At 60.5% G+C, this 15,165-nt stretch carries 17 protein-coding genes; 6 read left to right on the top strand and 11 right to left on the bottom strand.

Annotated features, from left to right (window positions below):
- From KY465_RS17400 to KY465_RS17390, 3 genes are all read left to right on the top strand, one after another.
- A complete protein-coding gene (locus KY465_RS17400) occupies positions 1 to 450 on the top strand; it encodes a TspO/MBR family protein (RefSeq protein WP_346432663.1) in 450 nt (149 codons plus the stop codon).
- Positions 451 to 544: 94 nt separating this feature from the next.
- A complete protein-coding gene (locus tag KY465_RS17395) occupies positions 545 to 994 on the top strand; it encodes a PaaI family thioesterase (protein WP_219203389.1) in 450 nt (149 codons plus the stop codon).
- A complete protein-coding gene (locus KY465_RS17390; protein ID WP_219203388.1) occupies positions 991 to 1,638 on the top strand; it encodes a 5'-methylthioadenosine/S-adenosylhomocysteine nucleosidase in 648 nt (215 codons plus the stop codon). Before KY465_RS17395 ends, KY465_RS17390 begins: the two co-directional genes overlap by 4 nt.
- 84 nt (positions 1,639 to 1,722) lie before the next feature.
- Here the strand turns inward: KY465_RS17390 and KY465_RS17385 are convergent, their stop codons facing one another.
- Complete coding sequence (locus KY465_RS17385; protein WP_219203387.1) at positions 1,723 to 2,211, bottom strand: YciE/YciF ferroxidase family protein; 489 nt, start codon at positions 2,209 to 2,211, stop codon at positions 1,723 to 1,725.
- 149 nt (positions 2,212 to 2,360) lie between these two features.
- Between KY465_RS17385 and guaA the strand changes: the two genes are divergently transcribed.
- Positions 2,361 to 3,932: a glutamine-hydrolyzing GMP synthase gene (guaA, locus tag KY465_RS17380; RefSeq protein WP_219203386.1), complete on the top strand. Its 1,572-nt coding sequence runs from the start codon at positions 2,361 to 2,363 to the stop codon at positions 3,930 to 3,932.
- Positions 3,933 to 3,941: 9 nt separating this feature from the next.
- Positions 3,942 to 4,733 carry a hypothetical protein gene (locus KY465_RS17375; protein ID WP_219203385.1) on the top strand — a complete coding sequence of 264 codons (792 nt, stop codon included), beginning with the start codon at positions 3,942 to 3,944 and terminating at the stop codon, positions 4,731 to 4,733.
- 114 nt (positions 4,734 to 4,847) lie between these two features.
- Here the strand turns inward: KY465_RS17375 and KY465_RS17370 are convergent, their stop codons facing one another.
- The 10 genes from KY465_RS17370 to KY465_RS17325 all read right to left on the bottom strand — a co-directional run bounded on the left by KY465_RS17370 (position 4,848) and on the right by KY465_RS17325 (position 14,082).
- Positions 4,848 to 5,297: a deoxycytidylate deaminase gene (locus tag KY465_RS17370; protein WP_219203384.1), complete on the bottom strand. Its 450-nt coding sequence runs from the start codon at positions 5,295 to 5,297 to the stop codon at positions 4,848 to 4,850.
- A gap of 2 nt (positions 5,298 to 5,299) precedes the next feature.
- Positions 5,300 to 6,736: an aldehyde dehydrogenase family protein gene (locus KY465_RS17365; RefSeq protein ID WP_219203383.1), complete on the bottom strand. Its 1,437-nt coding sequence runs from the start codon at positions 6,734 to 6,736 to the stop codon at positions 5,300 to 5,302.
- Positions 6,723 to 7,646 (bottom strand): dihydrodipicolinate synthase family protein, encoded by a 924-nt coding sequence (locus KY465_RS17360; RefSeq protein WP_219203382.1) that lies wholly within the window; start codon positions 7,644 to 7,646, stop codon positions 6,723 to 6,725. The genes KY465_RS17365 and KY465_RS17360 overlap by 14 nt, the downstream gene beginning before the upstream one ends.
- 9 nt (positions 7,647 to 7,655) lie before the next feature.
- Complete coding sequence (locus KY465_RS17355; RefSeq protein ID WP_219203381.1) at positions 7,656 to 8,003, bottom strand: 4Fe-4S dicluster domain-containing protein; 348 nt, start codon at positions 8,001 to 8,003, stop codon at positions 7,656 to 7,658.
- A gap of 6 nt (positions 8,004 to 8,009) precedes the next feature.
- Positions 8,010 to 8,786, bottom strand: coding sequence for an enoyl-CoA hydratase-related protein (locus tag KY465_RS17350; protein ID WP_219203380.1), 777 nt, complete (start codon positions 8,784 to 8,786; stop codon positions 8,010 to 8,012).
- Positions 8,783 to 9,949 carry a CaiB/BaiF CoA transferase family protein gene (locus tag KY465_RS17345; protein ID WP_219203379.1) on the bottom strand — a complete coding sequence of 389 codons (1,167 nt, stop codon included), beginning with the start codon at positions 9,947 to 9,949 and terminating at the stop codon, positions 8,783 to 8,785. The genes KY465_RS17350 and KY465_RS17345 overlap by 4 nt, the downstream gene beginning before the upstream one ends.
- Before the next feature lie 9 nt (positions 9,950 to 9,958).
- Positions 9,959 to 11,341 (bottom strand): FAD-dependent oxidoreductase, encoded by a 1,383-nt coding sequence (locus tag KY465_RS17340; protein WP_219203378.1) that lies wholly within the window; start codon positions 11,339 to 11,341, stop codon positions 9,959 to 9,961.
- An 81-nt stretch (positions 11,342 to 11,422) separates the two neighbouring features.
- The gene (locus KY465_RS17335; RefSeq protein WP_255561811.1) at positions 11,423 to 12,175 is read right to left on the bottom strand and encodes an ABC transporter permease; all 753 of its coding nucleotides are present in this window, start codon (positions 12,173 to 12,175) and stop codon (positions 11,423 to 11,425) included.
- Between the two features lie 53 nt (positions 12,176 to 12,228).
- Positions 12,229 to 13,038 carry an ABC transporter ATP-binding protein gene (locus KY465_RS17330; RefSeq protein ID WP_219203376.1) on the bottom strand — a complete coding sequence of 270 codons (810 nt, stop codon included), beginning with the start codon at positions 13,036 to 13,038 and terminating at the stop codon, positions 12,229 to 12,231.
- Positions 13,039 to 13,047: 9 nt separating this feature from the next.
- On the bottom strand, positions 13,048 to 14,082 hold the full coding sequence (locus KY465_RS17325; protein ID WP_428983051.1) for an ABC transporter substrate-binding protein: 1,035 nt from the start codon (positions 14,080 to 14,082) through the stop codon (positions 13,048 to 13,050).
- Between the two features lie 153 nt (positions 14,083 to 14,235).
- Here KY465_RS17325 and KY465_RS17320 point away from each other — a divergent pair, with 153 nt between their 5' ends.
- Positions 14,236 to 15,141: a LysR family transcriptional regulator gene (locus KY465_RS17320; RefSeq protein ID WP_219203374.1), complete on the top strand. Its 906-nt coding sequence runs from the start codon at positions 14,236 to 14,238 to the stop codon at positions 15,139 to 15,141.
- Positions 15,142 to 15,165 lie beyond the last annotated feature (24 nt).

The raw sequence follows: 15,165 nt of genomic DNA, 5'->3' as shown, positions 1-15,165 counted from the left end.
GTGTCCAAGCGCACCATGCTCGTCTTTCTCGCCATCGCGCTTGGAGGTGGCTTGCTGATCGGCACTGTCACGGCGCCCGGCCCCTGGTACCAGCAATTGGAAAAGCCGGCTTTCAATCCGCCCGCGTGGGTTTTCGGCCCCGTATGGACCTTTCTCTACGTCTTGATCGGGATCGCCGGGGCGCGTGTCTGGGCGCGCGATCTGAGGAGCCCTTCGCGCCTCTGGCTGGCCCAGATGGGGCTGAACTTTCTCTGGTCGCCCTTGTTCTTTTCCGCTCACCGACCCGATCTCGCATTGCTCATCATTGTCTTGCTGTTGATCGCGATCGTCCTCTTCGTCGGCGCGACATGGCGGCGCGATCGCGCCTCAGCGCTGTTGTTTCTGCCCTATCTTGCTTGGATCGCCTTCGCCACTGCACTTAATTTTGCGATCTGGCGTCTGAACGGCTAGAACGGAGCGAACCTGCGCAAGGCCTCACAGCCGTCTGCTATACGAGATACGCAATTTTGGGCTGCGAAAACGCGGCATCAGGGAAGGCCGTGTGATGATTGATAAACCGGACAGCCGGTTCCGCCAGCGCGTTGAGGAAAGCTACAGCCGTCAGAACGCCATGCGTACGATAGGTGCTGAGTTGACGTCGATCGAATACGGCACCGTCGAACTTGAGATGCCTTTCTCTGAAGCGCTCACCCAGCAACATGGGTTTCTGCATGCAGGCATTCTGTCCACGGCGCTCGATTCGGCCTGTGGCTATGCCGCCCTTTCGGTGATGCCAGCCGATGCGGCGGTACTGACAATTGAATTCAAGATCAATCTCTTGTCCCCGGGGCGCGGCACGCGCTTTTTGTTCCGCGGCGAGGTCACAAAGCCCGGCAACACGATCATAGTCAGTGACGGGCGCGCCTTTGCCCTCGACAACGGTCCGGCCAAGCTGATTGCTTCGATGACCGCCACGATGATGGTCGTCCGTGGCCGCGAAGGCATGGCAGGATGAGTGCTGCCGCCATCCCCCCGCCTGCAGATATTGGCGGGTATCGGGTGTTGTTCGTCATGGCGGCGGATGCGGAGTACGGAGAGGCGCTCCGCCGGCTCATCGCGCCGCTCTTCGTTGGTGTCGGCCCCGTTGAATCAGCGATTAACACCACCGCTGCTTTGATTGCTGAAAAGCCTCATCTCGTAGTCTCGCTGGGGTCCGCCGGTTCGCGAAGCCTCGAGCAGGGAAAAGTCTATCAGGCCGCGTCCGTGTCCTATCGCGACATGGATGCGTCATCTCTTGGCTTCGCAAAGGGCTGTACACCATTTCTCGATCTGCCGGCCGAGGTCCCGCTGTCATTGCGGATCGAAGGCGTGCCGCAAGCACGACTGTCGACCGGGGGCGCCGTCATTTCCGGCGGCGCCTATGATCAGATCGATGCCGATATGGTCGATATGGAGAGCTATGCCGTGGTGCGGGCCTGCATGCGCATGCATGCGCCGGTGATCTGCTTGCGAGGCATTTCCGATGGCGCCGACGAATTGCATCATTACGATGACTGGTCGCGCTATCTGCACGTGGTCGATCGCAATCTCGCGGCCGTCGTCGATCAGCTGAAATCCGCGTTGGTGACCGGCGCGTTGTTTGGGTCAGATTCCGACTGACGCGGCCCTGTCGCAACAAAGTCCCGCCGGAGCGGGACTTTGCCAGACGAAGCCCGAGTCAAAAGCGCGCTGCACCGGAAAGGATCAGGCAGCTTTCTCGTTGAGCTTGTCTTCCGCCAGACGCGTCAGCTTGGCGTCGGCGCTCTTCTCCTGCTCGATCGTGTCGCGCAGAAGTCCGATGGCCTCCTGGTGCCCGAGCTGGTTTGCCCAGGTCAGCAGCGTGCCGTAACGGGTGATCTCGTAATGTTCGACGGCCTGGGCGGCGGCTATCAGGGCCGCGTCCTTCGTCTCCGCATCCTCGATTTCGCCGATCAGCTCTTCCGCTTCCTCAACGATACCTTCGATCGCCGGGCATTCTTCGCCGGCCGCTTCCTTGCCGATAACTTCAAAAACCTTTTCCAGACGCTCGATCTGTCCGGCCGTTTCCTCGCGATGATGCTCGAAGAGCGATTTGAGTGCCGAGTTCGAGCTGTTCTCGATCATCTTCGGCAGGCTTTTATGGATGTATTTCTCGGCGAAATAGATGTCTTTTAGTGTGTGCTCAAAAAGATCCGAAAGGTTTTTGATGGTCATTGTCGTTCACTCCGAAGTTGGGGGTGGGACGGGTCGTCTTGCCTTCTTCAACGCCGGTTTGGCGACTATGTTCCAGCTCTCGGGAAAAACCGCTTTGCCGTCGCCCGAGGGCAATTGCATCAGGCTTCGCATTGGCGTAAGCGCTTCCCATGAGCGACACGCTAGAAATCTCCCACCCTGAATCCGTGCTGATCATCGACTTCGGCAGCCAGGTCACCCAGTTGATCGCCCGGCGTATCCGCGAGACCGGTGTCTATTCGGAAATTGCTCCGTTCCAGCTCGCCGACGAGGCATTCAAGCGCCTGCAGCCGAAAGCCGTGATCTTTTCCGGAGGCCCCGGCTCGGTGCCACAGGACGGCTCGCCCCGCGCCCCGGAAGCGGTATTCGCATCCGGCGTGCCGATCCTTGCCATCTGCTATGGACAGCAAACCTTGTGCCACCAGCTTGGCGGCAGTGTCGAAGGCGGCCATCACCGCGAATTCGGCCGTGCCGATGTTGAGATCCTCAAGGCAAGTCCTTTGTTCGAGGGGATCTGGGAGGTGGGCGGCCGCTACCCCGTATGGATGAGCCATGGAGACCGCGTCACCCGGCTGCCCGAAGGGTTCGAAGTGATCGGCACCTCGCCCAACGCGCCGTGTGCCATAGCCGTTGACGAGACACGCAAATATTACACGACGATGTTTCACCCCGAAGTGGTGCACACCGCCGATGGCGCCCGTCTGTTGCAAAATTTCGTGCACAAGATCGCCGGGATGCATTCCGACTGGACGATGGCTGCCTACCGCAAGGAGATGGTCGACAAGATTCGTGAGCAGGTCGGTGATGGCAAGGTCATCTGCGCGCTCTCCGGCGGTGTCGATTCCTCGGTCGCGGCCCTGCTGATCCACGAGGCGATCGGCGACCAACTGACCTGCATTCTCGTTGATCACGGGCTCATGCGCCAGAATGAGGCGGCCGACGTCACCGCCATGTTCCGCCAGCATTACAATCTGTCGCTCAAGCTGGTCGATGCGTCCGATCGCTTCATCGGCGCTCTCGAGGGCGAGGCCGATCCGGAAACCAAACGCAAGACCATCGGTCGCCTGTTCATCGAGGTTTTCGAGGAAGAGGCGAAAAAGCTCGGCGGCGCCGATTTCCTGGCCCAGGGTACGCTTTATCCCGACGTCATCGAAAGCGTCTCCTTCTCGGGTGGACCTTCCGTCACCATCAAGTCGCATCATAATGTCGGCGGTTTGCCCGAGCGCATGAACATGCAACTCGTCGAGCCGCTGCGCGAACTTTTCAAGGACGAGGTGCGTGCTCTTGGCCGCGAACTCGGCCTGCCGGACAGTTTTATCGGCCGCCATCCCTTTCCCGGGCCTGGGCTCGCCATTCGTTGTCCCGGCGGCATCACCCGCGAAAAGCTCGACATCCTGCGGCAGGCCGATGCCATCTATCTCGATGAGATCCGCAAGGCCGGGCTATATGACGAGATCTGGCAGGCTTTCGCCGTACTGCTGCCGGTGCAGACGGTGGGCGTCATGGGCGATGGCCGCACCTATGAATTTGTCTGCGCCCTGCGTGCCGTCACCTCGGTCGATGGCATGACCGCCGATTTCTATCCCTACGACATGAACTTCCTCGGTCGCGCTGCCACCCGTATCATCAACGAGGTCCGGGGCATCAACCGCGTCGTCTACGACGTCACCTCCAAGCCGCCCGGCACTATTGAATGGGAATAGGGGGGCCGGATGCTCACGCTCCTGCGTTCGCTGGTTCGCGGCAGACGTGTCCCGCAGCAGATTTGCCATTTCTCTTTTCATAAGAACCTCACGGTCTATTACGGCAAGGTCGCTGCAGATTTCGCAGCTGAGACGGGCAGAACTTACACGCACTTTAACAGTTTTCACCGGGCATTCAGGCAGGAAGCTGCGCTCGATATGCGCAGCCTCAACAATCACTGCATGGATCTGGACGCAATCCGCAAAAAGACCCCGCACGCGCGTTTCTCCCTGTTCCTGCGGGATCCGCGAGATCTTGTCGTCTCCGGATATTTTTATCACAAAAGGGGCGCCGAGGCGTGGTCCCGCGCTGTCGATCCCACCGACGAGACACTTGCGACGGTAAATCTGCGTTTGCCAAAGCGTTTTTTGCGCCCGGGCGAATCGATCGCCACCTGCTTCCAGCGCCTGTCCGACGCTGAAGGCCTGGATATGGAGATAGAGATGCGCCGGCCGCATTTCGAGGCGATGCGGCAATGGTTGCGGACGGTTGCCACCTCGCCACATCTGATGATCAAAACCTATGATGCGATCCTTGCAGACGAAACTTCCGCCTTTGCAGATTTAGCCGATCACTATCACTTGTCCGAGACAGAAAAGCAGATCTGGGTGGGCCTGGCGACCAAGTATGCAGCGAGGAACCTTGCCAGCGAGCACATCAGAAATCCGTCTTCCGCGCAGTGGAAACAGGTTCTCTCAGCCCAGCAGATCAGTTTGTTCGATGCCGAATACGCCGATTTGCTCGAGCCCTTCAGACGCTGATCGAGCTGTCGCGAACCCTCCGCGCATGCCGCGCACCGAAATCCCGGGCGGGCGCAGCAGCTGGAAGCGCCATGTCGTGCCGCACCATACGGACAACCCTGGATCGCATATGTCCTAGGGGTTCACGCAGACGATCCCGGCCTCCGTCAGCATGATCTCGGAAACCGCGAAAGAGTGGTCGAGTGCTCCGTCGAATTCCGGCTTCGGCGGGCAGACCACCATGCGGATGCCGCACTGTATGATCGCCCGGGCACAGTCGGCACAGGGGTAGCGGTTGATGTAGATGGTGCAGCCATCAAGGGTCGCGCCGACGCGTGCAGCATTGTAAATCGCATTGCGTTCGGCATGCTCGATCCAGAAGAACTTCTCGCCGCTCTTGCGGTCAAAGCGCGCCTCGTCGGTGGCAGAAACGCGCCGCGGCAGCCCGTTATATCCGGTGGCACGAATCTCGTGATGCGGGCCGACAATGACGGCGCCGACCTTGAAATCGCGATCCTCGGACCAGCCCGAAACGGTATCGGCCAGTCCGAGAAAGCGGGCGTGCCATTCAGCTTCTTCTGCCATCGTCAACCTGCAAGCACATAGGCGGTCTTGACGGTCGTGTAGAACTCGACCGCATAGCGGCCCTGCTCGCGTGGGCCGAACGAGGAGGCCTTTCGACCGCCGAAAGGCACGTGATAGTCAACGCCGGCGGTCGGCAGATTGACCATGACCATGCCGGCCTGCGCCCGACGCTTGAATTCGCGCGCCGATTTGAGGTTCGAGGTGCAAATGCCGGCGGACAATCCGAAATCCGTATCATTGGCGACGGCGATCGCGTTCTCGAGATCATCGACCTTGATCACGGAGCCACACGGGCCGAAGATCTCTTCACGATTGATGCGCATTGCGTTGTCGGTGCCGATGAACAGAGCCGGCGCCTGGTAAAAGCCCGGCTTGTCGAGATCCAGCCGTTCACCGCCGATAACCTCGGCGGCCTCGGTTTTTGCCAGTTCGACATATTCGAGATTGGATTTCAACTGACGCTCATCGACCACCGGACCGATCTGCGTGCCGCTGTCGAGCGCATCACCGACTTTCAGAGCTTGCATCTGCGCGCTCAGTTCCGCGACAAAATCGTCGTGAATGCCGGATTCGACGATCAGCCGCGACGACGCGGTGCAGCGTTGTCCGGTGGAGAAGAAGGTGCCATTCAGGCAGGCCGGCACCGCCAGTGACAGATCTGCGTCATTGAGAACCACCATCGGGTTCTTGCCGCCCATTTCCAGCTGCACTTTCTTCTTCATCCGGCCGCACACCTCGGCAATGTGATTGCCGGTTTTGACGGAGCCGGTGAAGGAAACCGCCGCAATGTCCGGATGGGTCACGATCGCCTCGCCAACGCTGGAGCCGCGGCCCATGACCAGATTGAAGACGCCGGGCGGGCAGCCGTTCTCGTGCAGCAGCTCGGCAATGACATGCGTGCAGCCGGGCGTCAGGTCGGCGGGCTTCATGACCACACAATTGCCATAGGCCAGTGCCGGCGCAATCTTCCAGGCCGGAATGGCGATCGGGAAATTCCACGGCGTGATGATGCCGACGATGCCGACCGGTTCGCGGGTTACCTCGACATCGATGCCGGGCCGGACCGAGGGTTGCAGATCGCCGACCTGCCGCAGGGCCTCGCCGGCAAAGAACTTGAAGACCTGGGAGGCGCGCATCGTCTCGCCGATCCCTTCGGCAAGCGTCTTGCCCTCTTCCCGCGACAGCAGTCGACCGATTTCCTCACGGCGGGCGGCAAGCGCATTGCCGACGGCATCGAGAAGATCGTGGCGGGCCTGCGGCGTGCTTTCAGCCCACTGCTCGCGAGCTGCCGCGGCGGCTTCGGTTGCCGTCGCCACCGCGTCCTCATTGCCGTAGGAATAGACACCGATGACATCATGGGTGTCCGACGGATTGACGTTGTCATGATAGTTGTCAAAGCTGACCCACTTGCCGTTGATCAGGTTGTCATGCTTGTTCATTGCTTCTCTCTGAGGTTGCTGCGGCGAATTCGGCTGACGCCACCGGGTTGAGGTCGATGGCATCAAGGGCTGCTTTCACGCCATCGTCGAGTGCCACGAAGGGCGGCACGACATTGCTCCAGCTTTCTTCGCCGGTGCGGCGCCCGACCAGATATTTGACTGAGGGAATCAGCGGCTGGCTGCTGATTGCTGTTCGCATCGCGCCGACCGCCTCAACGAGAGCGCTGTCCGGCTGTGACCGGCGCGCCCACAGCTCAGCGCAAAGCGGCGCACTCTGATTGACCGTCGCGGAGATACAGCCGGCAAAGCCGGATTGCGCGGCCTCGGACAGCGAGGTTTCGGAGCTTGGAAAGACTTTGAAACCCGGCAGGCGCGAGACGATCTCGCGGCAATAGGCGAGATCGCCGGAGGAATCCTTGATGCCGGCAAATCTGTGCGGATATGCCAAATGCAGCCTCTCGATCAGCGAGACCGAGAGCTTGAGCCCGGTCATCTGCGGAAAATTGTAGAAATAGATGCCGATCTTTGCCGCGCCGAGTGCGTCATGCAAGGCGGCATACCATCGGAAAAGCCCGTCATCCGTCACCGGCTTGTAATAATAGGGCGGGAGCACCAGAGCGACCCGGTAGCCGTTTTCGGCGGCGCATTGCGTCAGGCTGATCGTCTCTGCGAGTGAGGGTGTGCCGGTTCCGACCATCAGGCGCGTGCGATCCAGCGTTTCAGCCGCCCAGCCCATGACGCGCATGCGATCTTCCGTCCTCAACGAATTCGCTTCGCCGGTCGATCCGAGAATGTTCAGCGCATTGCAGCCATTGCCGAGCGCCCATCGACAATGCTCGATGAACAGATCGCGCTGCGGCACCCCTTGCGCGTCTACCGGCGTCGGCACGGCGGCAACGATACCCTCCATCATTTTCTCCTATTGATCTTGCGTTTCAGGCTCACGGCCCTTGAATGTCCGGACAATTGGATGATCCGGAACGGGAGGCGAGTGCTTCTTCCATCCGCCCGGTTGCGAAATCTGACCATCATCATCCATGAAGACCTCGGCATTGATTTTCACGAATTCTGCATCCGCGTCCTCGACTTCATCTTCGTACCGAATGGCATCGACCGGGCAGATCGATTCGCACATTCCGCATTCGATGCATTCAGTTGGATGGATGTAGAACATCCGCTCGCCTTCATAAATGCAGTCGACGGGACACGCGGTCGTACAGATGCCGTCCTTCACATCGATGCATTCGCCTGTGATGACCAGCGCCATGGCGGTTCACTTCCCCTGCCAGACCGGTGCCCGCTTTTCCCGGAACGCGCGGACCCCTTCCTGGGAATCGTCGGAGACGAGCGCGGCGATCAGATCCGGACTGCGCATCGCCTGCGCCTGATCGGGCGGCAATTCGGCAGTGTCGCGCACGGTCGCCTTGATGGCGCGCAGGCAAAGCGGCGCGCATGCAAGGATATCGGCCACCCACCGGTCGGTTTCCGCGTCCAGTTCGTCCGCCGGAACGACTGCATTGACGAGGCCGTAGTGGGCCATTTCCTGTGCCGACGCCATGCGGCCTGTCATCATCAATCCGACCGCGATGTTGCGGGGGATGAGACGCTGCAGCAAGGTCATGCCGCCGGCAAGGGGAAGGTTGCCAACCTTGGCCTCAGGCAGCCCGAAGCGGGCGCTTTCGGCGGCAATGACGATATCGCAGCCGAGCACCATCTCCATGCCGCCGCCAAGCGCCACGCCGTTGACCCGGGCGATGACCGGAACCTTCAGCGAGCGCCGGAACGCGATGGCGCCGAAGCCTTCCGGGTTGGCCGCCGCCCAGTAATCGAGTCCGCTCACCCCGGTCTCGTCCTTCAGATCGGCGCCGGCGGAAAAGGCGCGATCCCCCGCGCCGGTCAACACGACGCAGCGCACGGATGGATCGGCCTCGATCTTCTGCCAGATCGTCTCCAGCTCGCCGGCAGTTGCCGCATCGATGGCATTCATCCGTTGCGGGCGGTCGATCGTAACGCGCGCCACATGATCTTTGCTGGTAAATGTGACGCTCATCCCGCGGCTCTCTCTCGTCTGTCGAGGCCGAATTCTTCGATCACCTCGGACGTATGCTCGCCAAGCCGTGGCGGCACGTGGCGGACCTTGAGCGGTGCATCGCTCAGATGCACGGGTGAGCCGACGAGCGTGATCTCGCCGAGTACCGGATGGTCGATCTTGACGAGCATCTCGTTGATCGCCGTCTGCGGATCGTCCAGGGCCTCGCCGAGCGGCCGCACCGGCGCGCACAACAGGTCCCGTGATTCAAGGCGCTCCAGCCAATGCGCCGTCGTGTTCGTTGCGAAGCGCTCGCGGAATACATTCTGCAGGAACGGCTTGTTCTTTCGCTGGCTCGCCAGATCCGGATAGTCGGTGGACAGGTCCTCGATGCCGAGTGCCGTGCAGATATCCTGCAACGGATTTTTCTTGAATGCGCCGACAACCACGAGCGCCCCGTCCGTCGTATCGAATACACCGGTCAGCGGCATCGCCGCCCAGTTGAGAACTTCGCCATGCTTGTTCCATTGTGCAGCCTCCTGCATCTGCATGGCGATCATCGAATCGTAGAGCGAAACGCTGACCTTCTGGCCGTGCCCCGTCTTCTCGCGCGCAAGCAGCGCCGCCAGCACGCCCTGCACCAGATGCATGCCTGCCGTATAGTCGCACAATGTTGTCGGATAGATCGATTTCGGGATCGACGGGTCGGCGGTTTTTTCCATCACGCCGCTCATGGCCTGGGCGAGCACGTCCTGCCCCCCCTTGTGGGCATAGGGGCCCGTGGCTCCGAACCCGGTGCCGGAGGCGCAGATGATCCCCGGATTGATCTTTTTCAATTCGTCGTAGCCAAAACCCAGCCGGTCCATGACGCCCGCCCGAAAATTATCGACCACCACATCCGACTGGCGCACCAGCTCATAGACCATCGCCTTGCCATCGGCCGATTTCGTGTCGATTTCCACGGATCGCTTGTTGCGATTGAGCGAGGCAAACACGGCGTTGTTCAGCGCCTCCTCGCTTGTTTCGCCGTAAAAGCTGCGTGACAGATCTCCCGCGCCCGGCCGTTCGACCTTGATGACATCGGCGCCGAAGTCGGCGAGCATCTGGGTGGCGCAGGGACCGAGCATGACCTGGGTGAAATCAAGGACCCGGATACCGTCGAGGGGAAGTGTATTCTGCGGCATCGCCATCTCCTATGCGTCCTGTTTTTCTGCGGCTGGCGACGATCTCTCGACCAGCGCATTGGGCGAGGGAACATCGCCGGGATCGGCGCCCTGGGCGCGCATCTGTTTCTGGATCTGTCGCGGATCGACGTCCCGCAGCGCCTTGTTCTGATGCAGCGCCAGCGCCACGGCGACGCCGGCGGCCTCGCCCTGCGACATGCAGGGCGGAATTTCGCGCGACATCTTCTGCGCCTCGCTCTCAACCGAATAATGGCGCCCGGCGACAATCAGATTGTCGATGCCTTTGGGCAAAAGAGCACGATAGGGCGTATAGTAATCCCGCCCCCGGCAGACGCTGTCGGCGAAATGACGGCGGCTTTTCACGTCGTCCTTCGTCACCACATATTCGCCCTGCAGCAAACGCGTCTGACGGATACCCATCTGCTCGGCGGCCCCGAGCATTTTCGCATTCTCGAAACCCGGCAGATTGGCGCGGGCAAAGGCGAGCAGCTTCATCATGCGCTCGCGCCCTTCGTATTCCGCCGCAACCATGTCTTCGGGCGACAGACCGTCATAGCCGGGCATGTGCGGGCAGTTGCACCACACGACCCCGGGAAGCGGCGTCTTCAGCCACCACATCCCCCAGGCTCCACCGATGACCCGGCGCGCCTGCCGATCGAGCTTCTTGTACTCTTCGGGATGGGCGTATTCGAACGCCTCGGCCTTCTCTGTGTCCACATCGCAGAGCCGGAAAACCGTCGTGACGATGTATTGTCCGTCGACGAAACGGGCGCCGGCGGAGGCGGCAACATCGAGGTCGCCACTCGCATCGACAACCATCCTGGCCCGGATAGCCTGCCGTCCGACCTTGGTTTGGCAGATCACTCCGGTCACCCGGTTGTCCTCGACAAGAGCTTCGGAAAACCACGAGTGCAGCCGCAAGTTCACGCCCGCCTCGCGCACCAGATCGAGACTCACCCGTTTCCACGCGTCCGGATCGAAGGCGACGGCATGAATGATCGGTTGCGGCATACCGGTCTTGTGGAAGTCAATGCAGCCCCAGCGCGACCACTTCTGCCACATCTCCCAGTTGGTCTGGCAATCCGCTGGAGGCGGATAGACCGCGCCGTCTTGTTTGACCATCCGGTCAACATATTCGCTGACGATACCGGTGGTGACAATTTCATTGCCCTCGTTGACCATGTCGTCAAGCACGAGGACCATGCCGCCCGATGCCATGCCACCGAGATGGTGATAGCGTTCCAGCAACGTTACCGAGGCTCCGTTGCGCGCCGCTGACACCGCAGCGGACACACCGGCAGGGCCCGCGCCGATGACGACGACGTCGGTATCCGCCACGACCGGCACCTGTTCGCTGCGGGAACTGATGTGATCTTTCTGCTGAGCGCTCACTGCCGCATACTCCTTCTGTTGCGCCACCAGGCCGCTTGGCTCATGAGGCGCATTTTCCTAATTTAAATCAAAGTGTTACGCTTACCAGCGCACCACCAGCCTCTCGATCGTCGAAACGGTTGCGAACAACACGACGGAAAGACCGGACGACATGAAGACCGTTGCGTAGAGCAGCGGTGAATTGAAGTTGAAGGTCGCATCGATGATCAATGCGCCAAGCCCAACATCCGCCCCGACCCATTCTCCGACAATCGCGCCAATGACACAGGTCGTCGCTGCGATCTTCAGCGCGGAAAACAGGAATGGCAGCGAGGATGGCAGCCGGATCTTCCAGAAGATCTCGGCTTTCGAAGCGGACAGGATCCGCGCCAGCTCCAAAGCCTGCGGACTTACCGCTTGCAGGCCGCGCACCATGTTGACCAGGGTCGGGAAGAAGCAGATTAATGCCGCGATCACCACCTTTGCGGTCAGGCCGGGCCCGAAAATAAGCACCAGGATCGGTGCGATCGCCAGGATCGGGATCGTATTTATGAAAACCGCGATCGGGAAAAACGCACGCTCGACCATGCGGCTGTGAACGAACGCAACGGCGATGAGAATGGCGGCAATATTGCCGACAAAAAAGCCGAGCACGCTCTCATAGAATGTCGGCCAGAAATTCATCAGCAGAATCGGGAACTTGTCCACCAGGGTGTAGGCAATATCCGACGGCGCGGGCGCGATATAGGTCGGCACGTCAAAAAGCTTCACCCCGATCTGCCACAACGCGATCAGTGCTGCTGCCGTCATCACGGGGATAGCGATCGCCACCGATCTGGTGCGGCGCGCCTCCATGCGTTCAGAACCTATCGGCTCCTCGGCGGTCGGAATGTTGTCCACGGCAGTCATCAGCACGTCTCTAACAGCTTGCGCAAATATGCGGAGTAGCGGGTAAATTCCGGCGTATCGCGCTGTTCGATGGTGCGCGGACTGGGCAGGTCGATATCGACGACTTCGCGCAGACGGCCGGGGTGCGCCTGCAGCATCAGAACCTTCTGGCCGAGAAACACCGCCTCCGGAATGGAGTGGGTGACAAACAGGATCGTCACGCCGGTTTCTTTCCAGATCCGCAGCAGCTGCAAGTTGAGATGATCGCGCGTCATCTCGTCGAGCGCCCCGAATGGCTCGTCCATCAGCAACAGTTTCGGATGACACACCAGGGCCCGCGCGATGGCGACCCGCTGTCGCATGCCACCGGACAATTCATGCGGCAGGGCGTCCTCACGGCCGCTCAGCCCAACCAGGTCAAGCAGCTCGCGTGGCGTCTTGTCGCCGACCGGAATGGGCACACCGCGCCGGCGACCGATCTCGAGCGGCAGTTCCACGTTCTTCAGAGCGGACCGCCAGGGAAGCAAGGTCGCATCCTGAAAGACGAACGCGAACTCCCGGGCAAGCCGTGCCTCTTCCGTCGATTTGCCGAAGATCGTCACATCGCCGGAAGCGGCGGGGATCAGATCCGACACCAGCCGCAGCATGGTCGACTTGCCGCAGCCGGATGGCCCGAGGATCGTGTAGAACTGGCCTTCCTCGATATCGATCGATATGCCGTCAATTGCCGTGAACGACCCGAACTTGACACAGGCGTTCCTGAGCGAAGCAGCGATCGCGCCGGCCGGCAGGGAGGTCGGCGCCGCTGAAATCTTGGCCGTTCCAGACATCGGCTCACCTCACCCGTATTTGGGACGCGTTTCCGCGGTTTCCTCAAGGATCGAGAGCGTCATGATGTCATCGACCGCAGGGGCGTCGTTCTCGAACTGTCCAAGCTCATCGTAGATGTCGATCTGGGCCTGCCAGTTCTCTTTCGTCATCGTCCCCCAGCCATTGGCTGCGGTGTTCTCGTTGAACGAGTAGTCAACGACGAGATCGACCGTCTCAAGCTCCTTCTGGCGGTCCATGTTCGGATACCGTTCGACCAGGATGTCGACGGCTTCCTCGCGATTGTCATGGACATAACCCCAGCCGCGTGAGATCGCCCGTATCATGGCGGCAACCTGTTCCGGGTGATCGGCAAGCGTGCTGTCGGTGACATAATAGGGGTTTGCATAAAGCTGGATGCCGGCATCCCACAGGGACATGTCGTTGCGCTGATCGCCGAGAATGGCTAGCGCGCTGGTGTTCGTCTTCCAGCCGGTGACCACGTCCACCTGCCCGGTCATCAACGGCGCCATGTCGGACCCCATCACCGAAACCTCGACATCGTCCTCCGAGATCTCGTTCTTGGCCAGCAGGGCACGAAGCAGGATACGGGCGGTGCCGTTGGTGGCGACGCGCTTTCCGACCAGATCTGCGGGCACATTCACCGGGTTTTTCTTGAGTGAGAAATACGTGAATGGATGCTGCTGATAGCCTGCAGCAATGCATTTTATCGGCAATCCGGCAGAGCGGGCGAGCATCAAGGACGGGCTCGATGAAATCGATCCAAGATTCGCACGCCCGGAGGCAACCGACGCGACACCGTCAATATTTGGTCCGCCCGGTACGATATCGAGCGTCAGCCCCTCCTCGGCGAAGAATCCCTTCTTGTCCGCGACCACTTCGCCCAGAATGCCATTGCTGGCCAGCCAGCCGAGTTGCAGTGTCACATCGAACATATCCTGGCCACGCGCCCTGTCGATGCTGACGAACGTGCCGGCGGACAGTGCCCCCGCCGTAGCGCACATCGACTTCAACAAGGATCGGCGGCTCAGGCCAGTTTGCGCCAGACGGATCATGGTTCTCTCCTGTTGCTCATACGTTCGGGTTCGTGGACTTGGCTAATGACTGCTGACCTTAAGTCTTGCGGTGTGATGCAGGAAGGACTAATTGCAGCCTGCAGCGGTGCATTTTATGCATCGCCTAGCGCCCGGAGGTGTCAGGTGCATTCCATCTTCCTGAGATATTTCGATGAAGTCGCCCGCCACGGCTCGATCAGAAAGGCGTCGAGCGTCCTCAACGTGTCCTCGACATCGGTGAACCGAAAGATCCTCAGCGTCGAAAAACGGCTCGGCGTGGCGTTGTTCGACCGGACGCCGGAAGGCGTGGAGCTGACCAGCATCGGCAGCATCCTGCTTGAGCACTGCCGCAAGACGCTCCACGATTTCGAGCGGACGAAGATCCTGATCGATGATCTGCGTGACCTGCGCACAGGTCACATCAATCTCGCCACGATCGATTCCGTTGCCTACGGGATCTTGCCTCAGGCCTTGCAGCGCTTCAGCCAATCCTTTCCGGACATCTCGATATCGATCACGACGGCTCAGCCTGACGAGGTGATGCGGTCCGTGGCCAGCGGCGAGACCGATGTCGGCATCACCTTCTTGTTCGAGCTGCATCCCGGCGTGCGCGTGGTCTCTGAAAAATCGGCGCCGTTTGGTGTGATCCTGCGGCCGGACCATCCTCTTGCCGAGCGCACCAATGTCACGGTCGAGGACATCGGCAATTATCGGCTCGTCCGCACGATCGACGCCCGCGGCCGCAACTCGATTATCGACCAGCACGTATCCTCGCTCGCCTCGCCGCTGTCGACGCACATTTTCACCAACACCCTTGTTGTCGCCAAGCAGATGATTCTCGAAGGTCAGGGCGTCGGCCTTTACACCAAGATCGGATTTCTCAAGGAGGTCGAGCAAAGGCAGCTGAAATTCATCCCCCTCATCCAGGAGGGCCTGGCCAATACGCGCATCGGGATACTGGTCTCCGCCACCAGCGGAATCGGACCCGTAAAGCGGCACATTTGCGATGTCATCAGCCGGGCAATCCGCAATGTACGGCTGGACTCCTGACGACCTTGGATTCGGAAGGCAGGG

This window comes from Neohoeflea coraliihabitans (assembly GCF_019334345.1).
In the GTDB taxonomy this organism is placed as follows: Bacteria; Pseudomonadota; Alphaproteobacteria; order Rhizobiales; family Rhizobiaceae; genus Pseudohoeflea; species Pseudohoeflea coraliihabitans.
This window is presented reverse-complemented; position numbering and strand designations above follow the sequence as displayed.